The organism is Elusimicrobia bacterium HGW-Elusimicrobia-1, from assembly GCA_002841695.1.
Lineage (GTDB): Bacteria > Elusimicrobiota > Endomicrobiia > PHAN01 > PHAN01 > PHAN01.
In genome coordinates this window covers 22,757-45,383 of sequence record PHAN01000008.1, presented here as the reverse complement: position 1 = coordinate 45,383, position 22,627 = coordinate 22,757, and the positions used below count along the sequence as shown (strand labels likewise).

Below are 22,627 nucleotides of genomic sequence, written 5' to 3'. Positions count from 1 at the left end.
ACCACCCGCTACTCTGTTTTTATTTCTTTATTCTCGCCGGTAAACCTGTAACAATAGTAGTATAACTCTGATAAATCCCAAGAATATTTGAATGTTGTCCATCCACCATAGTATTCACAAGGGTATTTGCGCTTGGATTTTTTGAGAGTGCGTCCTTATATGCTGCTGCTAAACCAGCATCACCAAAAAATAGTAACCCAAAAAGAATTGAGTTAGTCGCGCGGCCGCGAACTTCCTCGGAACTGAGAATTTCATACTTGTCGGCCGGCACTTGAATACTTGTCATTGTGGAATGAAACATTGGGCTTTTCATTGAACAACCTGCAAAACTGACAACCAACAAACCAACGATCAATTTTTTCATAAAACAACCTCCAATTTAAATTTCCCCTTTTGTAAAAGGGGTGTCCCGATTTATCGGGACGGGGTATCTCTCTGGGCAGACCAATGGTCTGCAACTACAAGCCAACCAAGGTTGGCGCCTACATCGTCCCGGTAAATCGGGACCGATACAATTTATCACCCCCCTTTTTGTGTTAAATAAAAAAACCGAGCAATAAATCGCTCGGTTGAAATTTTTATATGACGATTTTGAAATATTTATTGGAGAGAAACTACGAGAGAGAGCACGCTACGAGGTGGCGCAGAATTTTTCTTCCATTTTTATCTTCTCAAAAAAACCGCGAAAAGTCCCGTCATTACGCCGACCTGCCCCACCCAAAAGATGAACATCCATTTTATAATCTCGGTTTTGGTTGTAGCAAGGTCTTCTTTCGTGGCGAGAACCTCTTTTTGACCTAAATGAAACTCTTCAAGCGAGTTTTCTATCGCTTTGGCTATGGTTTTGGCGGATTCGTCTTTGAACTGAGGTCTTAACATCTCGTAGATTTTGAGCGTGTTCACTAAAGCCATCGGTCTTTCCCCCTTATCCCCGCCGGTGGTCTGAGCCGACGTCATATAAAAATAAACGGACGAAGTCAAGAAAACGTATCACCCAAAAATCCGGATATTGTTTTTTCGATACTTATTCAATCAAGCGGCCGTCCCGCCCTAACCGCGACGGCCTTCGCCGCCTTGTACGACAGCCACCCAGTCAACATTCCCCCCGCCGCGCCGACAAGGGAGTCGGCCGGATAGTGAACCCCGACGTAAATCCGCGAATACGCGCTTAAAAAAGCCAGAAAATACGCGACAATCGCCGCCCACTTTTCCCGCGCGAATCTTTCGGCGGGATTTTTTATGTCCGGAAGTTTTTTATCGAAAAAAAGAGCGAACATCGTGGCCGCCGCGAATGAGTTGAAAGCGTGCGACGACGGCATGGAAAATCCGGCCGCGCCTACCAACTGCCGGACGTCTTCAAGGGTAACGAATGGCCGGGGTCGGGCAAATAACTCTTTGAGTATCCTGCTTGAAATAACGTCGGCTATGCTTGTTCCCATTACCACGGTTATGCCCGCGATTCTGCCGCGATATTTGCCGAAAATCATCAACCCCGCGAACAGCAGAATAAACGCCGGATAGAAGTTTTTGGTATTTGTAACGAAAGGCATCAGCGCGTCCATAAATCCGCACGTCAGCGAGCCGTTTAAAATTCGAAAAAGCGCGGTATCCCATCCGCCGAGAATTTCTAAAATATTGCTTATCATAATTATTGGAGGAGTTTCGAGAGGGCGTCGACGGTGGGCGCTATCACGGGCGGCTCGCCGACCGATTTGGATGCCGCCGCGATATCTTTAAGCCCCGAACCGGTGACTACGCACAAAGCCGTTTCGGAATCCTTTATGCGGAATGCGATTTTTTTGAGTCCCGCGACGGATGCCGCGCCTGCCGGCTCCGGAAATACGCCGGTTTCGCGTGCGCAGACGGATATCGCCGCTATGATTTCCTCGTCGGCGACTTCCACGGCGAATCCGCCGGATTCAATCAACGCGCGCACGGCGGCGATGCCGTCTCTGGGCATATCGACGGATATTGAATCGGCGATAGTCGAGGCGTGAACCGGCATTATTTCGATTTTTGAGGAAGGATTTTTCGCGGCGGTGGCGTACGCCAGAGAAACCGCGTTCGATTTTTCGGACTGTACGGCGACCATCTTCGGCAGTTTGTCGACGAGCCCCAGCGCTTTCATATCCTTGAAACCTTTCCAGATGCCGCTTATAATGTTGCCGTCGCCCACGGACACAAGGACATAATCCGGCGGCGTCCATCCGAACTGCTCGCAGATTTCGTGTCCGCAGGTTTTTTTGCCTTCGCGGGTAATGGGGTTATATCCGGTGTTGCGGTTGTACCATCCGAATTGTTGAGTGGCTTTTACGGAGAGGTCATAAGCGTCGTCGTACATGCCGTCGACGGCGATGACCGTCGCGCCGAAGTTCATAAGCTGGGCAATCTTTGCCTTGGGCGCGGATTTAGGAACTATTATCACGCACGGAAAACCCACGCTTGCCGCCATGCAAGCCAGAGCCGCGCCCGCGTTGCCGGTGGAAGCGGCCACGATTTTTTTTACGCCGTTTTCGCGGGCGTAAGCCAGAGCCACCGACGACGCTCTGTCTTTGAAAGACGCCGAAGGATTGCGCGAATCGTCCTTTATGAAAACCTGCCCTGCGCCGAGCGCCTTGGCTAATCGCGGGGTTTTATAAACGGGTGTCCATCCGACCTGAAGATTGGGTATTTTGTCGAGATTTGCGAGCGGCAGGACGTCGAGGTAACGCCAGTGGTCAAGACGATAATTGCTTTCAAGCGACCGGCGGGTCAGCGTTTTTTTTATCGCGGCGTAGTCGTAAACCACGTCGAGATTCCCCCCGCAGTCGCAGAGGTATCTGAGCGGCTCGTATTTTATTTCTTTGCCGCAGTCCAGACAGCGGTATCCGAGGATTTTTTTCATTTTCAATTACTCCCGAAAATATGCGCAACCCGTAGAATCAATCCACATCCTGAACCATGGGAGAAATATTTTATCAAAATCAACGATGTTGTGTGTCATCTTTTCCAACTCTCTTTTTGCGTTTCGATATTTGATGCACATATTTTCGGCTGCCGATGATATTATGCCGCGATTAAGCATATCGTCTAAAATCGACGCACAATCTCTGTTTTCTAAAAAAACTCGCCCTGTAAATTGCAATGTCGGATAACCCCATCTGACGCAACTCAAATCCTCCGAGGAGTCCACAATATCATCCAATATCCAAAATACGTCGCCCAAATCCAGAACCGCTTCCTTTAGCCGGCTTAATTTTCCGCCGCACTTCCTTGCGGGAGGCGATAAACAAGGCAAAACCAATAGCCATATAAGCAAAGAGCTCTTATTCCGTAAAATCTTATATACACTTTTCCCGGACATTCTCGCGGCGAATGTGAGATTTATACTCGTTAATTCCGATTTATAAAGTAGCGAAACCGTGTTTTGAAATTCCGCGCGGATTTTATCGCCTCCCGAACAATCAAGTATAGCCGCACACCTGTTGAAATATTCTCTAATCAAAAGAACAACGATTTTGACCAACGGAGCGTCGTTTTCTTTTAATCTAAAAAATGGTTTTGTGTCCGATAGCGTGAGCGACGCCGCACGGGACAAAATTTCAGGCGAACACCGGCGCATGAGATGCGGACGCAATTCGGTGTAATCATCACAGATTTTGTCGAAAAGGGCGGCGTAAGAATTCAATAACGCTCCGGCGGCGGCGATATCGCTCGCCGTATTTTCCGAGACCCCGAATAAACGGCAAAAGCAATCCGCTATATCGTGTCCGAATGCGGCGTATCTTGGGATATGTTCGATATGATAAAATCTCCCCCGCTCTTTTATTGAGGTCTCACAAAATTCACGCAATTCTTGACCTATGGCATCACCGATAACCGTATCCCAAAGTTTTTGACCCAGCGCGATTTTGTTTTTGACGACCCGTTCGTATGTTTTATCGGGCGGGAGCATTCCGTTCTTTTCAAGAACGGCCAAAACCTGTTCTTTTGCGACGGAGTTGAAATAATGTCCGCCGTTCATATTTTTTACCACCCGCCGCCGGAAGACGTCGGCGGCGTGGACGGCGGCTGAGTGGGCGGCTCATTGATTATACTTATGGGCACGCCGCAAACATTAACCGTAATATCGGGATTCGTCCCCGACGATTCCACTTGGGCCTTAATAGTTTTCATCGCAGTGTCACTATCATACACTCTATCATTCCCTTTGTCCATTCCGGGCAAAATACACCCCCACGTGTGTTCAGGATGACTGCCCTTATGAATTTGGATATCGCTCCTCGCGGGGACATTTTTTAATTCTATCCTCCAACCGCGGGTGCCGTCTGTTCTGACAAAGGACGAGTAACTGCCCGGAAAAATTCTTCCGGCTGTAAGATAATTGTCGGTAGCGGCATTGTTGCGATCCGGCGGTTCTAAAGTGTAAATATGTCTGCCCGCGATAAAAATAGAACCCAATGTGGAAAACTTCGTTTCATATTCTCTGATTATCCAAATGTTTATATAGCCGTCGGCGGACAATCTGGCGGGAGCGCCAAATCCGCCGGGCGCAATATGACTTGTGTTAACGGAGCACTGCCACATCAAAACTTTTTCAAGAGTAACGATTTTCGTGTAAGTGTCGGGAATGATGTTGTACTTGTCTTTCGGTTCGCGGGCGGACTTGATTATTTCGAGAATTTTCTTCGGATTAGCATTGCGCAAGACAATTAAATCACGTATGTTGTTTTTGACGAGGACTTCCGCTATCTGACGGTCTATGCCGATAATCCGCTGCAATACCGCTGACGATTTCCATGCCGACAAAACCCGCCCGGCAATCCCCGTCGTTTTACTAAGTCGTTTTATGTCCGCCCGTCGGAAATCTTCCAGCGTTTTAATGCCGGCATCGGCAAGGACTTTGCCGGTCTTGGGGCCGATACCTTCTATCTCTTTGACTGTTTCCGACGAGAAAATATTTTTTTGTTTCATGCCGCAGTACTCCGTTTATCGCGCTGGCTCTGATTAGTGATGTTCACATCCGCCTTCGGCGGTGTCGCTTGATATATTTATTATATAACTCGTGGCGTCGGGCGGTAACAATCTGCAAGAACATCCCATATCCAACCCCACGCCCCACTTTATGGCATCTCCGATAAGAGAAATGAATTCGTTATCGCCATCCTTGCGCAATTTTGCAAAGAATCCGGGAAATTGCTCGCCATATATGTGCTGTATCGCAAAGCGAATAGCGGCGGCGCGTTCTGGCGGAGCGAGCGAAAAAAGTTTTTTCCGGAAAATTTCGGGATTTTTAAACAGTAAACCCGTCATTAACATTCTAAGTTCGCCGTATCTGTCAACCTCAAAAGCTGAACTCTCTTTAGCAATATCAAGCGATATCTTACAGATATAAGGCATATATCGCCGATTGAACTTTTCAAGAATCAGGATATACTCATTGCCGCTTCTATATAATTCCTTCGCGCCCTCAAGCCATCCGGGAGCATCCATATCATACCCGAATATAGCGTCAAAGTCCCTTTGATTCTCGGGGAAATATTGCAGATACTCGGCTTGCAGCGCCGGCGAGGCGGGATTTATTTTTAATTCCTCAAAAATATTTTTTAGCGCGGAGGCGCGAGGCGAGAGAACGCGCTTTTTTTCGTATTCCGCTATCTCTTCCTGAATTGTCGGTCTGGTTTCTACCCATCCGGGCGGCGGAGCGTAAAGCCGCGACGCAAGCGACATCCCCCACAAAAACAACAAACCATACGCGATTTTTTTAAACCCCATTTTTTCATCCCCCTCTTTGGATATGAATATATCGCGAGCGCTATGTATTAAAAAATCCGAATCCGCGAGCAGTTCATCTTACTATCAGAGTTCCGTTTTTGCCCTCGAGCGCTTCGGTCAGGGTTTCAGGCATAGTTATGAGCGCCTCTTTTCCTCCCGCCTCCAGAAATGAAACGCACGCCTGCACCTTAGGAAGCATTGAGCCGGGTTTGAAGTGACCTTCGGATATATATTGTTTGGCTTCTTTGATTGTAATCTTGTCGAGTGACTTCTGATCCGGCTTGCCGAAGTTAAGATAAACCTTGGGGACGGCCGTCGATATGACGAGCATATCGGCTCCGATTTCCTTTGCCAGGACGGCCGACGCCAGATCCTTGTCGATAACGGCGGCCACGCCCGAGAGGGCGCCTTTGTCGTCGGCGACTACGGGAATTCCACCGCCTCCGACGGAAATCACCACCACGTCTTCCGACACCAGATTTTTAATGGCCTTGCTTTCTATTATGCGCGACGGTTTGGGCGACGGCACCACGCGGCGCCATCCGCGCCCTGCGTCTTCGACCATAGTCCACTTCTCTTTTTCCATTCTCTCTTTGGCGTTCTCGGCCGAATAAAACTGCCCGATGGGTTTCGACGGCTTCTGAAAAGCCGGATCGGTTTTATCGACGAGCGCCTGCGTTACCACGGTCACCACATTTTTTCTGATTTTACGGTTCCAGAGTTCGTTCTGGAGCGCCTGCTGCAGCTGGTAGCCGATGGCTCCCTGAGTGTCGGCTACTATAACCTCAAGAGGAACCTCGTGCATAAGCCCTCTGGAATGCTCGGAGCGAAGGAGTATGAAGCCGACCTGCGGGCCGTTGCCGTGAGTTACGACTACGCGGTTGCCGGCTTCTATGAGACCGGCAAGATTAGCCGCCGTCTCGCACACGGCTTTGTACTGATCCGGCACCGACATATGCTTATCGTCCTTGATAAGCGAGTTTCCGCCGATGGCGACTACGATTGTTTTTCCCATTTATGCGTTCTCCGTGAAATAATATAGGAACATTGGGGATGACAGATTTGTATTTTTACAGAATTTTGGGTCATTGAATTTACCTGACGGGACGCATTCATTTCGAGCAGGATGGCGACCCGCCGTTTTTTATCAGCAATTTGAGGTCTTTGCCGTCAATGGAAATTTTATATATGTTGCTTGGCGCCCTCCATTCGCCCATCCGCGCAAAATCCTCTTCCGTTGTCCCTTCGAAAATAATCTCTCTTTCGTTCACCCAGTCCGGGCGATGAGCGTATAAATTATCGGGAGATATTTTGGCGGCGATTTTTGTCTTTCTGTCATAAACAACGAGCGCATAAACGGGGCCCGTAAGACCCTTCATGCCGAAACGACTTACGTCCGGCGGATCAATCAGCAGATATCTTTCATCTTTCGACAGTAAAAATCTTGTCCCGTCGCATATGCTGTATGTTGAAAAATCCAGAATGTCTTTTATTTTTTCCGCCATGGATATTTCACCTTCAAGATTTATTTTGTACAGATACTCCATATCATGGAACAATATATATTTTCCGTCGGGCGACCATGCGGGAGAAGAGAACATATTCCAGCTGTTTCCCGTGCCATGAGTAAGCAGGTGAAAATTGTCGCCGTCACTGTTTACAATTCCCACATCCCATCCGTCGTTAGTCCGATGCATAAACGCTATTTGTTTTCCGTCGGGCGACCATATGGGACCATAACTATTATTGTCAGGGATAGAAGTTAATATATTGATTTTTCCTGAATTCAAGTCAACGACGGCGATTTTTCTGTTTATGGACGCATATCCCTTGGAGGTATCATAAGTGAACACCAATTTATTCCCGTCGGGGGATATATCAGAGTCACAGCCCTTGCAAATCCGCGCGGACTTATCGCCGTTTGATATGGTTGTCCAGATATATCCGTCTCTTTCGAAAGATATTTTTACCGGGTCAGCCGAGCAAACCGGCATAACCGCCGCGCAAGACATCAAAACAATCGGCAAAATAATTTTTTTCACGGCCTTCCTCCCCCCGCAAAATTCAGTTCACCGTATTTGTTTTTGTTTCCCTCGGGGCCAGTTGTGTTCCAGTCAAAATCCCTCACTCCCTTCTTGGCGGTTGAATGAATAAATTGAATGTTTCCGTCTATATTGGAAACCACATACCCCACATGCTTGATTTGTTCCGCCCCGTCCTTAAAAAATATCAAATCCCCTTCATGGAGGTCATATCGCGAAGAAATTATGGCGCCGCGATTTTTGAAATAATCGTATTGTTCTCGCGCCGTGCGCGGTAAAAACGGATATATCGTCCGCGTAAGTTTGGAGCAGTCATATTCTGAATATGATGCTCCTTCGTTTCGTATATCCCATGCCTCCTGCGTTGGATTTTTTGATGTCAACCGTTTTCTGATTTCTGAAAAAACGTATTCCAACAATGGCCTGACTTTCTCCGAGTGAACAAGCCCTTCTTTTTCCAGAGTCGAACATCGCGGATGGGGTCTGCAATATTGGCATTTGCAATATGTAATCCATTGATGACTTGTTTTTGTCACCTCGCAAACGGCGGAATGAATCGGGGTATTTCTCGGGGACAAGGTTGTATAAAATAGTACGTCTCCGCCGATAATAAAGGCGTTGATTCTGACTGCTTGGCAAGTTCTTTCACCGTTTTTACCGATAATAAATACGGCCTCTTCACCTAAAAATGTTCCTTTTTCGGCGGTAAAACCCATCTCGTCGAATTGTTTTCTCCAGTCGCAAGATAGAATGTCAGACGCGCCCAATGCAGGAGTCGTGGAACACTGCGCAGGGATGGGCAGCAGATAACTTTCAAGAAATCCCCCGGCGGCGCGCTCGACTATATAATCGGTAATATCCAAACGGGCATTGTAATCATATTTTGCCGTTTGAGGATTGCGCAGGTCTTGCGAAAAATTAGGGTCGTCCGGTAAAGCGAGAAGGGGCAGAAACCGATTTTTATGTCCGAACCATATGGTTAGTGTGTTATTGTTTATTTCCTGTGGACGGTATTCTTCCCATTCGTCCGGTAACGCCAAAGGCAACAGTTTTTCCATTTTTATTAAAATCTATCTGCGCGGCGCCGCCTGCGGATTTTCGCAGGTCGTCGGCTCCGGCGTTACAGATTTCCGTCGGGAGCAAAATGTCCGCTCCGGTCGCGGCCGGGATAAGACGGGCGGCTGGAATAATCGGGGGCCGGCGCCAGCCGTCTATTTTACGCGCGTAGCGTTTTTTTTCAGCAAATCCGAGATAACGGCCGACGGATTCTTGAAGCGGCAGGCCATCATCATAGCGGCTATGACGAACGGCTTGAAACCCGCTTCTTTGTAAGTTCCGATGCGGTATTTCTCGAAAACTCCCGCCGAAACTTCGCCCTCTTTGCACGAAACGCCGGTAATGTCGGCGGGCAGACAGTGCATATAAACGGCTTCGCCGCCCTTGGTGAGTTTCATCTTGGCTTCGTCGCAAGTCCAGTCCTTGTGAGTGGCGTTTTCCGCGAGGCACTGTTTTTCAAGGTCGGAAAGTCCCTGTTTGTCGCCTTTTTCGACGAGCCCCGTCCTTTTTTTCATGACTTCGTAAGAAGCCCACGACTTAGGATACACTATGTCGGCGTCTCTGAACGCTTCGTCCATGGAATTCGATGCGGAAAATTCGCCGCCTGATTCCTTGGCGTGTTTTTTTGAAACTTCGAGGGTTTCCGGCAGGAGTTCGTAACCCTTGGGATAGGCCAGCGCGACATTCATCCCGAAACGCGACATAAGCGTTATCACGCCCTGCGGCACAGAAAGCGGTTTGCCGTAGGAAGGCGAGTACGCCCACGTCATGGCTATTTTTTTGCCTTTGAGTTTGTCGAATCCGCCGAAATGGTTTTTGATATAGAGCAGGTCCGACATCGCCTGTGTGGGGTGGTCGAGGTCGCACTGCAGGTTTACTATGGCCGGACGCTGGTTAAGCACGCCGTTTTTATATCCGTCGTCGAGGGCGTCCGAGACCTCTTTCATATAGGTATGGCCTTTGCCGATGAACATATCGTCTCTGATGCCTACGGCTTCCGTCAGAAACGATATCATATTGGCCGTCTCGCGCACGGTTTCGCCGTGGGCGATTTGCGATTTGCCTTCGTCGAGATCCTGCACGGCAAGTCCCAGAAGGTTGCAGGCGGATGCGAACGAAAATCTCGTGCGCGTGGAGTTGTCGCGGAAGTTCGACACGGCGATGCCGGTGTCGAAAACTTTAAGCGAAACATTTTGCGCGTGGAGTTCCTTGAGCACTTCGGCCAGGGAAAGAACGACTTCAAGTTCATCGGCCTTGTACATCCACGTCAGAAGGAAATCCTTGTTGAAAAAACGTGTCTTGATTTCGGCGATCCTTGCGAGCGCCTTGTTTACGTCGATTTTGGCTGTCATAAGTTTTTGCCGGCGCGGTTCGTCGGAGATTCCCGCGCCTGTCTCCTTTTTATTTAAGAGTTTCTGATTTTCATCTCCCAATCTCCTAATTTCCTAATCTCCCCTTTATTATTTCGAAGTCAGTATCTTAGGGAACGCGGCATAACACACGGCGGCTCTGCGCAGGTGCTCCACTGGCATCCGCTCGTCCACCTGGTGGGCATATATCTCGTGTGCCGGTCCGAATCCTATGGTCGGGATTTTGAGCCGCCCCATAGAGGCCACGCCGTTTGTGGAGAACGTCCATTTGTCCACGACGGGCTTTTTTTCAAGAGCGATGGAAGCCGCTTTAACCATGGCTTTTGTGAGTTTGTGGTTCTCCGGTATGACCCACGTCGGGAAATATTTTTCCTGTCCGACTTTAAGTCCCGTCCATGAAATCGCCTCGTATTGAAGAACTTCGACGCGGCCTTTGAATTTCTTTACCGAGGGAAGACGCTTTATCTCGGCTACGGCCGATTTAAGAGTTTCTCCGGCGGTCAGGCGTCTGTCGAGATAAATGGTGGCTTCGTCGGGGACGGCGTTAAGAGAGGGCGTCTGGCATTCTATTTTCGTCACGGCCACAGTGCCCTTGCCCAGGAATTTATCCTTTTTGAGACGAACGTTTAGTTTGGTTACTTCCTGCACGATAAAAGACATTTTCTGGACGGCGTTGTCGCCCCGTTCGGGCGCCGAAGCGTGACAGGAGACGCCTTTTACGACGACCTTCATTTCCATTCTGCCGCGATGACCGCGATAAACCTTTAGGTTTGTGGGCTCGGTTATCACGACGTAATCGGGTTTCATCTTTTCTTTCTGAATTATGTGCAGCAGGGGCAATCCGTCGCAATCCTCTTCCTGACACGACCCTACCATCCAGACGGTATAGTCGCCGTCGAGTTTCAAATCCTTGATAATTTTGCCGGCATAAACCATAGGCACCATAGATAGTTTCTGGTCGGTGGCGCCTCTTCCGTAAATCATCCCCTTTTCGTACTTTCCTTTGAAAGGATCCCATTTCCACGCTTTAGGGTCGCCCACTCCCACCGTGTCGATATGGGCGTCTATCATGATTTTCGTCTTGCCTTTTCCGACGACGCCGATGATGTTGCCCATCTTGTCCACTTTCACTTTGTCGAAGCCGACCTTCTTCATTTCGGCGGCTATGCGTTTAACGAGACGGCCTTCCTGCATGGGAAACGACGGAATCGCCACCAGGTCGCGCGCGAACTTGACCATGTCTTTTTCGTAGTGTTTCGCTCTTTCGTGGAGCGCTTTCGAGGAAATCAGTGCCATTGAAAATGCCTCCGGTTCATATATTTTTTTGTAACGAAAATAAGCCGATGCCGATTAAAGCGCTTCGGCCAGAGATTTGCCGACCACGCTTACTACGTCCACGTCGTCTTTTGTTATGGGAGCGCTGGATTTGACGCGGTGAACGTTTATGACGCCTTTTACAAGGTTGTCTTTTTTGACGGGCACGGACGCGCCGGATTTGATTTCGTGGAACTTCTGCAGTCCGGAGAAACGATTGTCTTTTGTTATGTCTCCGACTATGACGACCGACTCGCCTGTCTGGGCGGCCTTGCCGGAGGCGCGTTCTCCGACTTTTACGGAGATTCCCATTTTGGACGCCGCGTCGATTGAAGGATCCGACGCTGAGTATCCGCGAATCACCAGATTGTCGCCTTCCACCAGCATTACCGAACCGCCGTCGGAACCGGTTAACTCCTGAGAGATTGAAAGAGCCATTTTCAGCAGCGACTGTTTTTCCAGCGACAACGACTTGTCCACGGCAAATCTTACCATAAAGTCCTCCGTTTGCGGCGCGCGCTTTGCGCTCGGCCGCACATCCGGCCTGCGGCCGGTCAGATTTTTTGGGTCGGCTTGAAATACTCGGGCGCGTGCCCGGTGTCTTACGCCAATCCCGTTTTCTTGTTAAACTCTTCTATGAGACGATCCCATTCGGGGATCTGCGTGAAAATCTTGTCCCAGAATTCCGGTTCCCAGAGGGCGTTTATCTCCTCGACCGTCTTTCCCTGCTGTTCCACCCAAGTGAAATATTTCAGATTATGAATGGCTTTCCTGTCCTGGTAGCTGAGTTCCTTAAGCCAGTCGATTCCCACGCCACCGAGGCAGTGTTCAATGTCGATAGCCGCGTTCTCCTCGGTATATTGGCCGCGTTCCTTGGTGAGTTCATCCAGACGCGACAGATACATGGCGGCCGAGTCGGTGAAGACCGTGAATATCACGTCGTTTTCGTTCATCTCGTAGTACTTGGCCATTTTGATGGACGCGATCAGATTGCAGATGCTCGATATTCCCAGAAGTTGGAGTTTTTCGACGACGGCCTTGGAAACCCCGGCCTTCTGGAGACGCTTTTTGCCGGCTTCCTCATTGAATAAGCGCAGCACTCTCATTGTGAATTCGTCGTCGATGGCTACGACGTTGTCGGTATTGCGGACGTTGTGAACCCACGGCACGTGCTTGTCTCCTATGCCCTCGATTCTGTGTCCGCCGAAGCCGTTTAGATACAGCGTGGGGCATTGCAACGCCTCGGTGGCCGCTATTTTCATCGTCGGGAATTTCTTTTTGAGATATTCGCCGGCGCCTATGGTGCCCGCCGAGCCGGTGGCCGAAACATATGCCGAGAAGCGACCGCGCGCGCCTTTGATTTTGTTGAAAACTTCTTCCATTGCCGAGGCCGTGACTTCGTAGTGCCACATTGTGTTTCCGAACTCGTCGAATTGGTTGAATATTACGATTTTATCACCGCGCTCTTTCCTGAGCTCGTGGCACTTGTCGTATATTTCTTTGACGTTGGACTCGCAGCCGGGCGTGGCGAAAATCTCGCTGGCGCCTATTTCTTTGAGCCACTCGAAACGCTCTTTGGACATCTCCTGAGGGAGTATCGCTATCGCGTCGCAGGCAAGAAGCGCGCAGTCGAACGCTCCGCCGCGACAGTAGTTTCCCGTCGAGGGCCACACGGCTTTCTGCGTCGCGGGATCGAAGTTTCCTGTGACGAGACGCGGAGCCAGGCACCCGAAAGCCGCCCCGACTTTGTGCGCGCCCGTCGGGAACCATTTACCTACTATGCCCACGATTCGGGCTTTCACGCCCGATATGGCCGAGGGAATTTCCAGATAGTTGACGTCCCCGTAGAGCCCGTCTCCGCCGTTTTCTTTGGGATTATTTTTCCATGTTATGCGAAAGAGATTCAAGGGGTGCGTGTCCTGAAGCCCTATTGTTTTGAGTTTGTCTTTTATCTTCTGCGGAACTTTCGAGGGATCTTTCTGCTGGGCGAAAGTCGGAATGATTATTCCGCGCTCTTTGCATCGGGCGATTGTTTTTGCCAAAACCTTTTCGTTGATCTTCATCTTGAGATCTCCTTTTTCGTGGATTGTTCGTATTTAAGCGTGATTGTCGTCATATCCGTCACGGCCGCCGGTCCGAAGTATTGTATCGGCCCCGGATAAACGTACCCTTCCGTAATCGCCCATTCGTCGCGGTTTTTAAGGAGCGCCGCGAAAGGAGCGCCGTCGAGTTTTACAAGGGCCTTTTTGATGACAGGTTTCTCTTTGCCTTTTCTTCTTTCGATATTCATCATTGTCGTCAGTGGCACGCCGCCGGCGATCCACGTCGAAGATTCCTTGACGAGTTTTCGCACGGACGACATATAGCCCGTAAGACCGTTTAAGGCAAGCGCCGCGGCGTTATATCCCAGCGCGTACGTGTAGTTCGCGTCGAAGTTCGACGGGGCTCCGCAGCGGCCTTCGTAGCCGAAGAAGTGCGTTATGGCGGAAAATTTTCCCGCGTAGGCGCCGGTTTTTTTCATTTCGGAAAGGCGGACTTTAAGCATTTCGATGAGCAGTTTTTCCGTCTCAATCTGCGACACCTGAACGTTTCCGTGCGGGTCTCTGTCGATGAGAAGCTGCGAGGCGATTATTGGCGGCAGGGACTTCATAAGAGCGGCGAGATTCTCGGGAAGGCGCGAGCAGACGAAATTCTTTTTTTCGTCGGCCGAGGGTATCGCGTTGACGGCGGATTCGTTTTCGGCCATAACGTCGTTGAGGGCGGTTATGAGTTCTTTCATCTCGGGAATAAACTCAATCAAGCCCTCCGGAACGAGTATCACGCCGAAGTTTTTTTTGTCGCCCGCGCGCGCGGCTATCACGGCGGCTATGCCGTCGACGACTTCGGCGAGTGTCATCTTTTTGTCAAGCACTTCCTCGCCGATGAGGGTTATATTGGGCCGCGTTTTGAGCGCGACTTCAAGAGTTATGTGAGAGGCGCTCCTTCCCATCAGGCGGATGAAATGCCAATACTTGCGGGCCGAATTGACGTCGCGGCAGATGTTGCCCGCGAGTTCCGAATAGATTTTTGTGGTGGTATCGAAGCCGAAGGACGTCTCGACCCAATCATTTTTGAGGTCGCCGTCGATGGTTTTGGGAACGCCGATTACGCTTACGTCCATATTTTCTTTTTTAAAGTATTCGGCCAAAAGAGCCGCGTTGGTGTTGGAATCGTCGCCGCCTACGACGACGAGAGCGTCTATTTCGTCGGCGCTCAAAACTTTTTTCGTCCGCTCGAATTGTTCGGGCGTTTCTATCTTGGTGCGGCCGGACTGAATAATATCAAATCCGCCGGTGTTTCTGTAACCGGCAAGATATTGCGAGGTTATTTCCCGCCATTTGTCGTCGAGTATTCCCGACGGCCCGCCCAGAAAACCGATGAGTTTGTTTTTGGGATTGGCTTTTTTCAAGCCGTCGAAAAGCCCCGCGATGACGTTGTGTCCGCCGGGCGCCTGCCCTCCGGAAAGCACCACGCCGACTTTGAGGGCTTTTTTCGACACCGGCGTATTGTCGCCCGCGATGAAACTTACCGTCGGCAGGCCGTAAGTGTTCGGAAAAAGTTTCCTGAGGTCGTCGCTGTCAGAAACGCTTTCCGTCGGCTTGCCGAATTTCGGTTTTATCCGCGCGGGGCCTTTTTTCAAGACCGCCGGCAAAACCGGCTTAAAGTTTAATCTTACGGCCTCGATTTCGGATATTTTGGCTTTGGGCATAATAATCCTCGCAACTGTATTTCGAAACCACAACTACCTGTAAAACCTCTTCGCCTCTTCAAGCGACATCGGCTTGTAGTCGGAAGCGTGTCCCGCCGTGCCGAAGTCCTCCATCTTTTTGGCGATGAGTTCCGTGAGGGTGTCGCGCGCGGGGCCCAGATAATCGCGCGGGTCGAATTTCTCCGGCGACTCGGCGAAGACCTTGCGGATGGCGGCGGTCACGGCCAGACGTCCGTCGGTATCGACATTGATTTTGGAGACGCCGAGTTTTATGGCCTCTTTGAGCGAGGCCATCGGAACGCCGGTTGCGCCGGGCATTTTGCCGCCGTATTTGTTGACTGCGTCGATGAGTTCCTTGGGCACGCTCGACGCTCCGTGGAGAACCAGCGGAATGTCGATGAGCGCGCGGACTTCTTTTAAGACGTCGAGCGCGAGATTGACCGCGCCCTTAAATTTGTACGCGCCGTGCGAAGTTCCTATGGCTATGGCCAGCGCGTCGAGACCGGTGTCGTCGACGAATCTCTTTGCTTCCTTGGGGTCGGTAATGTGGATGGAGCCCGAACCCACGCCGTCTTCTATGCCGCCCAGCGTGCCGATTTCACCCTCGACGGTAACGCCGTATTTGTGGGCGTATTCCACGACGGAGCGGGTGACCGCCACGTTGTAGGCGTAGTCGGAGGCGGTCTTGCCGTCTTCTTTAAGAGAGCCGTCTATCATTACGGAAGTAAAACCCAGGTCGATAGATTTCTTGACGGTGTCAAGCGAGTTGCCGTGGTCGAGGTGCATTGACAGCGGTATCGTCGGATTTTCCTCGGCGGCCGCAATCATAAGGTGTTTGAGGTAAGTGAAATTGGAATATTTAAGCGCTCCGCGCGACGCCTGAATTATGACGGGCGACTGCGTTTTTGACGCGGCGGCCATTATCGCCTGAATCTGCTCCATGTTGTTGACGTTGTAAGCGCCCACGCCGTAGCCCTTTTTTCTGGCTTCGTCGAGAATCTGCTTCATCGGTGTCAAAGGCATATTGTTCCTCCCTGATTTTTAGTGCTTTGTTTTTTGAGATTTTTTCGCGGATGTTCCGCGGGTTCCGCGACCTTCGGATTTTGTCTTTTGCGCCGAGCCGATGACGCGGTATTTCTTGTATCTTTCCTGCGGAAGTTTATCAAAAGGGATTTTAGAAAGCGAAGCAAGCTGCTCAAGCAATACTTTTTTAAGCGCCGCCGCCGCCGACGACGGGTCTTTGTCGGCTCCGCCCAGGGGCTCAGGCACAATCGCGTCGGCTATGGACAATTCCATTAAATCCGAAGCGGTAATTTTTAATGCCGCCGCGGCTTCGGGCGCGCGTCGGGAGTCCTTGAAAAGTATAGCGGAGCAGCCCTCGGGCGTAATCACCGAGTAGTAGGCATTTTCCATTATAACTATTCTGTCGGCCACGCCGATTCCGAGAGCTCCTCCCGAGCCGCCTTCGCCTATGACGGTTGCTATGACGGGTATTTTAAGGGAAGACATCGTTTTGAGATTGCGGGCAATGGCCTCGGCCTGGCCTCTTTCTTCGGCGCCGATGCCGGGATACGCGCCCGGCGTGTCAATGAAAGTCAAAAGCGGCAGCCGGAATTTTTCGGCCAGTTTCATGATGCGCAGCGCCTTGCGGTAACCTTCGGGATGGGCCATTCCGTAATTGCGCGCGAGGTTTTCGTCGAGTGTGCGGCCTTTTTGCTGGCCTATGACGGCGCAGGACTTGCCGTCTATGGTCGCCAGCGCCGCCACGACCGCCTTATCGTCTGCGAAACAACGGTCTCCGCGGAGTTCGGTAAAGTCCGAAAAAATAAAAGGGACATAGTCGAGAAAGTACGGCCTGCGCGGATGGCGGGCCAGAAGAACCCGCTGCCACGGGGTCAGATTGCCGTAGATTTCCGTTTTCAGACGTTCGCAGGTTTCTTCCAGAGATTTTATGTCGGCGCCGGATGTGATGCCCGTCCGTGGGACGGAATCTTTTAGCGACTTTATTTTTTCTTCGAGTTCAAATATGGGGACTTCAAACTCGATGCAGTGTCTGGAAGTTTCCATTGGCGGGATTCGTTTTAGAACCGTGCTATGTAGTTTGACTTGATGATTCTTTCGGCCGGATAGTTTCTGCCTATGTTTTTGCCGGCCAGTTCAAAGTGAAGGTCGGGCGTGATTTTGAAGCGCAGACCGGCGTTCAGGCGCTGATTTTCTTCCAAATGAAGATTGTCGTATTCGAGAAGAAAAGACACGGTTTCCAAATCGTACTCGGCGCCGGCGAAACCGTAGACGATGGATTCCTTGAAATCGTTGACGTTTCCGCCCAGAGAAAATTCGAGCCCCGGGGTGAACATTTCCCTTGTGGCGACCATATATATCCCACGTTCTTTTTCGGTATAGAGTTGCCCGGCTTTGTCCCAGTAATGCCCCTGGGCTTCGTAGCCGATGGCAAACGCCGGGAATTTTTTGTCGCCTTCGTAAAAGCGGATTTTAAGATGTATCGACGGCGGAACGAGTTCCACGTCGTTCGCGCCGATTATGTTCTTTATGTCCCACGCGAAGCCGAGGTTTACGTTGCGGAATACGCCGAAGGTGGCCCGCGTCAGTATTCCCCCGCCTCCGTAAAGCCGGAAGCCCAGGCGGTAAGTGGAATAGTCGATGGGTTCGGCCGTCGGGACGTCAATTATTTCCCACGCCGCGGCCGGTATCGCGGCCGACAGCGCCAAAGATATTGCCAGAAACATCGACGGTAATTTTGAGAACTTCGCTGTAAGTTTCATTTTATTTTTTCTTGGTTTTGTCGTCGAGCGGCACGCGCATTCTTATGAGAGCGTAGCGGGCCGAGTTTTTTACGTATTCGTCGGGGTCGTTGAGCATTTCTTTAAGAAGGGATACGGACTGCGAGCCGCCTATGGCTTCCAGCGCCTCGACCGAAAGAGTTTTTATTGTGACGTCCTGCTCGGATTTTACGATTTTTGACACCGCCTGAAAGCCCGAAGTGTCTCCGAGGCGGCCCAGAGCGTAAGCGGCGTTGACGACGGCGCGTTTATCTTTGTCGCCGAGCATTTCCTTGAGCGCCGCGCGGCTTTCCGCGTCTTTGAACTTTCCGGCGAACTTGGCGGCCATAGCCCGCACTACGGGGTCGGTGTCGCCCAGCATATTTCTGACCGACGGCAAAGGCGAGGAATCTTCGGCGCGGTCCAGAGCCACAAGAACGCTGCGTCTCATTCCGGCGTCGGGATCCGCAAGAAATTTAGAAAGAGCGGCGACCGCCTCCGGCGAGCGAATCTGGCCGAGCGAAGCGGCGGCGGAATATCTGACTCCGGACACTTTATCTTCCAGACCCTTGGACAGGTAATCCTGTCCGCCGTCGCTTCCGATGTATCCGAGGGCTATGGCGGCGCTCTGTCTGACCTGAGCTTCCTTATCGGTAACCAGGGCTTCGCCTATGGGTTTTATCGCCGAGTTGGCTCTGAGCATTCCCAAAGCGTCGACGACCGCCTGTCTGACGAGCGGATTGTTGTCGCGAAGGGCCGTTGTCAGGTCGCCTATGGCGCGCTGATCGCGCAGGGCGCCCAGCGCTTCGGCGGCGGAACGTCGCGCGAGAGGGTCTTTGTCTTTAAGTTTGGAAATGTTGAGGGTATATTCGTCGGGTGTGGTTGACTGCGGGGTTTGAGAAAAAACGGCGGGTGAGGCCGCGATCACGGCGGCTAAAACCAAAACTATCCTGCGCATGGCTTTCCTCCCTCATAAAACCCGTCCGCACAGCGTCCGGGGCGGCCGTATTTCCGACGGATGAATCCGGAAGGCCTTGGGATGTCAATTCTACATATTTTTTAAGCTTTTGTCAAAATAACGTTCTCGGCGCCCATCATCTTCTTGACCGCTTCAAAAAGACGGGTGTCCACCTTTACAGCCATCTGGGTTTCAATGAGAAATTTCTCTCCCCCCGCTCCGGTCGCTTCCAGACACACCTTGGTATCCCCCGGATGGGAAAGCAATGTTTTTCTTAAAGCCGCCAGAAAATCGTCTTCTACCCCCGCCGCCATAAGTTTTATGGTCATTTTTTCATAATGCACGGGCGCGAGCCGCCGGACTTCTTCGAGGTCGGTGACTTCTTCGGCTATGAGTTCGCGCGGTTCTCGGTTGTTGAGACGGCCTTTGACCACTACGGTGGCGCCGCTTTCCAGTAGTTTGGCGGCGTTCCCCTGATAACTTCTGGGGAATATGACCACGTCTATGTCGTCGGCGGTATCCTCAATCTTGAATCTGGCAAATGTCTCCTTGGATTTGGTGACACATTTTCTGACGCTTTCGATCAGGCCGGCCACTTTGATGAAACCCTGCGGCGGATTGTCGCCGAGCAGTTCGGCTATTCTGTGGGTCGAATATTTGTTAAGCTCGTCTTCCATTTTGGCCAGCGGATGCCCCGACAGATAAGACCCGAGGACTTCTTTTTCCTGTTTGAGGCATTCGTGTTCGGTGAACGGGCGGAATTCCGCGGTAAAATCCGGTTCCGTCTCGTCGACGCCGAAGAGCATTCCCGACGAGCCGCCGCTCGAATTGAATCTTGCCGCGAACTCCCCCATCTTCTCGAACTTGGCCAGAAACTCCGCGCGGGCATAGCCGGCCGTCTCGGCGACGAAATCGAACGCCCCGGCCTTTATCAGCGACTCCACGGCCTTGCGGTTGACTTCCCTCGACGACGCCCTGAGCATAAAATCGTAAGTATTTTTGAACTCGCCGGATTCGTCTCTGACTTTCCGTATGTGAGCGGCGGCCGCTTCGCCGACGTTTTTGACGGCCAGCAGTCCGTATCTTATGGCGTTGTCTTCGACGGTAAACATTCCGGCGGATTTGTTTATCGACGGCGGGAGAATTTTTATGCCGTAATTTTCCGCTTCTTTAAGATAGGCCACCACTTTGTTGTCCTCTTCTTTTTTGGTCGAGCGGCCTATTTCGGAATTGACAAGGGCGGTGAGAAACTCTATGGTAAAATTCGCTTTAAGATACGCCGTTTCGTAAGCGAGCATCGCGTAGGCGGCGGCGTGCGATTTGTTGAACCCGTATCCGCCGAAGTGCTGTATCTGATCGAAAATCTTCTTGGCCGTTTTAACGTCTATGCCGTTTTTCTTGCATCCGCCCGTGAAGTCGCCTTCGAGTTTGGCGATTTCCTCCGGCTTTTTTTTGCCCATCGCGCGGCGCAGAAGATCCGCCTGCCCGGCGGTAAAACCCGCCAGCGCCTGCGCAATCTTCATAACGTGTTCCTGATAAAGTATGACGCCGTAGGTGTCTTTTAATATCGGTTCAAGCAGCGGATGCTCATATACTATCTTGACCCTTTTGTGTTTTCTGGCCACGAAGTCGTCGAGCATTCCGGCGCCCATAGGTCCGGGTCTGTATAGAGATATAAGGGCGATTATATCCTCTATGTCCGTGGGCTTAAGGTTTCTTAAGAGGCCTCTCATCCCCGAAGATTCAAGCTGGAAAACGCCCATCGTTTTGGCCTCGGCGAACAGTTTGTAAGTTTTAACGTCGTCGTGAGGCACCTCGGCGATTTTTTTGCCGCGGATCCCGGCCACTGATTTTCTGCATTCGTCCACCACGCTGAGGGTCTTGATGCCCAAAATGTCGACTTTAAGAAGTCCCAGTTCCAGCAGCGAGTCGCCGTCGTACTGAGTGACGGTGGCGTTGTCGCGTTTTGAGACGGCCATAGGAACGTAGTTGGTGATGTCGTCCTTGGCGATGACTATTCCGGCGGCGTGGACGCCCGTGTGTCTTTTGAGCCCCTCTATTTTCATGGCGGCGTCGAGGCACTTGCGGACTTTATCGTCGGAAGAATATATTTTTTTGAGATCGGCCACTGTCCGCAGCGATTCCTGAATGCTTGTGCCGGGCTGTTGCGGCACCAGAGAGGCGAGTTTGTTTGCGTCGGTGGCCGCAAAACCCATCACCCGCGCCACGTCTTTTATGGCCGAGCGCGATTGCATCGCCGAGTAAGTTATTATCTGCGCCACTCTGTCGGCGCCGTACTTTTTGCGGACATAGTCGATGACTTTGTCGCGGCCTATGTCGGCAAAGTCGATATCAAGGTCGGGCATCGTCCGGCGGTCGGGATTAAGAAAACGCTCGAAGAGCAGGCCGTATTTGAGAGGGCAGATATTGGTTATATTAAGAACGTAAGCCACGATGGAGCCGGCTCCGGAACCCCGGCCGTAGCCCACGGGCACGCCGTTGGCGCGCGCGTATTCCACGAAATCGCGCACGATGAGAAAATATTCCGCGAAGTTCATTTTTTCTATGACGCCGAGTTCTTTTTTCAGACGGGCGTGATGTTCTTCGGTCGGTTTGGGGTAGCGTTTTTTGAGGCCTTCGAGGCAGAGTTGTTCGAGATACGTCGACGGCGTGAGACCTTCGGGGATGTCGTTGTAGGCGGGCAGGAGAAATTGTCCGCGGTTGAGTTCCACGGCGCACATATCCGAAATTTTTACGGTGTTCGATATGGCTTCGGGCAGGTCGGCGAAGATTCTTATCATTTCCTCGGGCGGCCGGTAATAGAATTCGTCCGTAGAAAACTTCAGACGTTTCGGGTCGTCGAGAGTGGTGCCTGTGTCGACGCAAAGGAGTATGTCGTGGATTTCGGCGTCGGCCTTGTGAAGATAGTGGCAGTCGTTTGTGGCTGCGAGGCCCGCGCCGGTTTTTTTTGAGAGTTCGACGAGTTTTTTGGCCACGTCGCGCTGCTCTTTCATCCCGTTGTCCATCACTTCAAGGTAATATCTTTCCTTGCCGAAAAGTTCCAGATATTTTTTAGCGAGCGCCTCGGCTTCATCGTCTTTACCGCTGAGAAACGCCTGGGGAATTTCCCCCTGCAGACATCCGGAGAGGCATACGAGGCCCTCGGAGTGGCGCGACAGCGCTTCAAAGTCGATGCGGGGTTTCCGGTAGAAGCCCTCTACGTAACCTATGGTTACGAGCTTCATGAGGTTGCGGTAGCCCTCGTTGGTTCTGGCCAGAAGCGTAAGGTGATGGTTGCGCGAGCGCGGGTCTCTTTCGAGGCGGGAAGTTTTTGAGACGTAGACCTCGCAGCCGATTATGGGTTTTATGCCGGATTCAAGGGCGGCAAGATAGAACTCTATGGCCCCGAACATATTGCCGTGGTCGGTGATGGCCAGGGATCGCATCTTGTAACGGTCGGCTATGACTTTAAAAAGTTCGCCGGGCTTCTTGCCGTCGAAGATTTTGCACGCCCCGTCGAGAAGCGAATATTCGGTGTGATTATGTAGATGGACGAACGACTGCTGTTGCATTGGTTGGGGCGGCGATAAATGCGTTTTAACGTT

Annotated in this window: 20 protein-coding genes; all 20 read right to left on the bottom strand. The window is 51.3% G+C overall.

Annotated features, from left to right (window positions below; all coding sequences use genetic code 11):
* Positions 1-19: 19 nt before the first annotated feature.
* Positions 20-364: a hypothetical protein gene (locus CVU77_05820; protein ID PKN01316.1), complete on the bottom strand. Its 345-nt coding sequence runs from the start codon at positions 362-364 to the stop codon at positions 20-22.
* A gap of 299 nt (positions 365-663) precedes the next feature.
* Complete coding sequence (locus CVU77_05815; protein PKN01315.1) at positions 664-981, bottom strand: hypothetical protein; 318 nt, start codon at positions 979-981, stop codon at positions 664-666.
* A 47-nt stretch (positions 982-1,028) separates the two neighbouring features.
* Entirely contained in the window at positions 1,029-1,646 is a 618-nt protein-coding gene (locus CVU77_05810) for a hypothetical protein (GenBank protein ID PKN01314.1), read from the bottom strand.
* Between the two features lie 2 nt (positions 1,647-1,648).
* Positions 1,649-2,884 carry a threonine synthase gene (gene thrC / locus CVU77_05805; GenBank protein PKN01313.1) on the bottom strand — a complete coding sequence of 412 codons (1,236 nt, stop codon included), beginning with the start codon at positions 2,882-2,884 and terminating at the stop codon, positions 1,649-1,651.
* 6 nt (positions 2,885-2,890) lie between these two features.
* Complete coding sequence (locus CVU77_05800) at positions 2,891-4,015, bottom strand: hypothetical protein (protein ID PKN01312.1); 1,125 nt, start codon at positions 4,013-4,015, stop codon at positions 2,891-2,893.
* Positions 4,009-4,953 (bottom strand): hypothetical protein, encoded by a 945-nt coding sequence (locus tag CVU77_05795; protein ID PKN01311.1) that lies wholly within the window; start codon positions 4,951-4,953, stop codon positions 4,009-4,011. Before CVU77_05795 ends, CVU77_05800 begins: the two co-directional genes overlap by 7 nt.
* Before the next feature lie 33 nt (positions 4,954-4,986).
* Positions 4,987-5,754, bottom strand: coding sequence for a hypothetical protein (locus CVU77_05790; GenBank protein PKN01310.1), 768 nt, complete (start codon positions 5,752-5,754; stop codon positions 4,987-4,989).
* Positions 5,755-5,827: 73 nt separating this feature from the next.
* Entirely contained in the window at positions 5,828-6,769 is a 942-nt protein-coding gene (gene arcC / locus CVU77_05785; GenBank protein ID PKN01309.1) for a carbamate kinase, read from the bottom strand.
* A gap of 97 nt (positions 6,770-6,866) precedes the next feature.
* Positions 6,867-7,796: a hypothetical protein gene (locus CVU77_05780; protein PKN01308.1), complete on the bottom strand. Its 930-nt coding sequence runs from the start codon at positions 7,794-7,796 to the stop codon at positions 6,867-6,869.
* Positions 7,793-8,854: a hypothetical protein gene (locus CVU77_05775; GenBank protein ID PKN01307.1), complete on the bottom strand. Its 1,062-nt coding sequence runs from the start codon at positions 8,852-8,854 to the stop codon at positions 7,793-7,795. Before CVU77_05775 ends, CVU77_05780 begins: the two co-directional genes overlap by 4 nt.
* Positions 8,855-9,007: 153 nt before the next feature.
* Positions 9,008-10,204: a knotted carbamoyltransferase YgeW gene (locus CVU77_05770; GenBank protein ID PKN01338.1), complete on the bottom strand. Its 1,197-nt coding sequence runs from the start codon at positions 10,202-10,204 to the stop codon at positions 9,008-9,010.
* Between the two features lie 108 nt (positions 10,205-10,312).
* The gene (locus CVU77_05765; protein ID PKN01306.1) at positions 10,313-11,518 is read right to left on the bottom strand and encodes a YgeY family selenium metabolism-linked hydrolase; all 1,206 of its coding nucleotides are present in this window, start codon (positions 11,516-11,518) and stop codon (positions 10,313-10,315) included.
* 54 nt (positions 11,519-11,572) lie between these two features.
* A complete protein-coding gene (locus CVU77_05760; GenBank protein PKN01305.1) occupies positions 11,573-12,031 on the bottom strand; it encodes a hypothetical protein in 459 nt (152 codons plus the stop codon).
* Positions 12,032-12,138: 107 nt separating this feature from the next.
* Positions 12,139-13,599, bottom strand: coding sequence for a pyridoxal-5-phosphate-dependent protein subunit beta (locus CVU77_05755; GenBank protein ID PKN01304.1), 1,461 nt, complete (start codon positions 13,597-13,599; stop codon positions 12,139-12,141).
* Complete coding sequence (locus CVU77_05750) at positions 13,596-15,284, bottom strand: diphosphate--fructose-6-phosphate 1-phosphotransferase (protein PKN01303.1); 1,689 nt, start codon at positions 15,282-15,284, stop codon at positions 13,596-13,598. The genes CVU77_05755 and CVU77_05750 overlap by 4 nt, the downstream gene beginning before the upstream one ends.
* 33 nt (positions 15,285-15,317) lie before the next feature.
* Positions 15,318-16,307, bottom strand: a complete 990-nt coding sequence (locus CVU77_05745; GenBank protein ID PKN01302.1) for a fructose-1,6-bisphosphate aldolase — start codon at positions 16,305-16,307, stop codon at positions 15,318-15,320.
* Positions 16,308-16,325: 18 nt separating this feature from the next.
* Positions 16,326-17,351: an acetyl-CoA carboxylase carboxyl transferase subunit alpha gene (locus CVU77_05740; protein PKN01301.1), complete on the bottom strand. Its 1,026-nt coding sequence runs from the start codon at positions 17,349-17,351 to the stop codon at positions 16,326-16,328.
* A gap of 14 nt (positions 17,352-17,365) precedes the next feature.
* A complete protein-coding gene (locus CVU77_05735; protein PKN01300.1) occupies positions 17,366-18,067 on the bottom strand; it encodes a hypothetical protein in 702 nt (233 codons plus the stop codon).
* Position 18,068: 1 nt separating this feature from the next.
* Positions 18,069-19,022 (bottom strand): hypothetical protein, encoded by a 954-nt coding sequence (locus CVU77_05730; GenBank protein PKN01299.1) that lies wholly within the window; start codon positions 19,020-19,022, stop codon positions 18,069-18,071.
* Between the two features lie 101 nt (positions 19,023-19,123).
* Positions 19,124-22,594 (bottom strand): DNA polymerase III subunit alpha, encoded by a 3,471-nt coding sequence (locus CVU77_05725; protein ID PKN01298.1) that lies wholly within the window; start codon positions 22,592-22,594, stop codon positions 19,124-19,126.
* Positions 22,595-22,627 lie beyond the last annotated feature (33 nt).

Coding starts and splice junctions, on each gene's coding strand:
- CVU77_05820 (PKN01316.1), bottom strand. CDS start 364: ATGAAAAAATTGATCGTTGGTTTGTTGGTTGTCAGTTTTGCAGGTTGT.
- CVU77_05810 (PKN01314.1), bottom strand. CDS start 1,646: ATGATAAGCAATATTTTAGAAATTCTCGGCGGATGGGATACCGCGCTT.
- thrC (PKN01313.1), bottom strand. CDS start 2,884: ATGAAAAAAATCCTCGGATACCGCTGTCTGGACTGCGGCAAAGAAATA.
- CVU77_05795 (PKN01311.1), bottom strand. CDS start 4,953: ATGAAACAAAAAAATATTTTCTCGTCGGAAACAGTCAAAGAGATAGAA.
- CVU77_05790 (PKN01310.1), bottom strand. CDS start 5,754: ATGGGGTTTAAAAAAATCGCGTATGGTTTGTTGTTTTTGTGGGGGATG.
- arcC (PKN01309.1), bottom strand. CDS start 6,769: ATGGGAAAAACAATCGTAGTCGCCATCGGCGGAAACTCGCTTATCAAG.
- CVU77_05775 (PKN01307.1), bottom strand. CDS start 8,854: ATGGAAAAACTGTTGCCTTTGGCGTTACCGGACGAATGGGAAGAATAC.
- CVU77_05770 (PKN01338.1), bottom strand. CDS start 10,204: ATGACAGCCAAAATCGACGTAAACAAGGCGCTCGCAAGGATCGCCGAA.
- CVU77_05765 (PKN01306.1), bottom strand. CDS start 11,518: ATGGCACTGATTTCCTCGAAAGCGCTCCACGAAAGAGCGAAACACTAC.
- CVU77_05760 (PKN01305.1), bottom strand. CDS start 12,031: ATGGTAAGATTTGCCGTGGACAAGTCGTTGTCGCTGGAAAAACAGTCG.
- CVU77_05755 (PKN01304.1), bottom strand. CDS start 13,599: ATGAAGATCAACGAAAAGGTTTTGGCAAAAACAATCGCCCGATGCAAA.
- CVU77_05750 (PKN01303.1), bottom strand. CDS start 15,284: ATGCCCAAAGCCAAAATATCCGAAATCGAGGCCGTAAGATTAAACTTT.
- CVU77_05745 (PKN01302.1), bottom strand. CDS start 16,307: ATGCCTTTGACACCGATGAAGCAGATTCTCGACGAAGCCAGAAAAAAG.
- CVU77_05740 (PKN01301.1), bottom strand. CDS start 17,351: ATGGAAACTTCCAGACACTGCATCGAGTTTGAAGTCCCCATATTTGAA.
- CVU77_05735 (PKN01300.1), bottom strand. CDS start 18,067: ATGAAACTTACAGCGAAGTTCTCAAAATTACCGTCGATGTTTCTGGCA.
- CVU77_05730 (PKN01299.1), bottom strand. CDS start 19,022: ATGCGCAGGATAGTTTTGGTTTTAGCCGCCGTGATCGCGGCCTCACCC.
- CVU77_05725 (PKN01298.1), bottom strand. CDS start 22,594: ATGCAACAGCAGTCGTTCGTCCATCTACATAATCACACCGAATATTCG.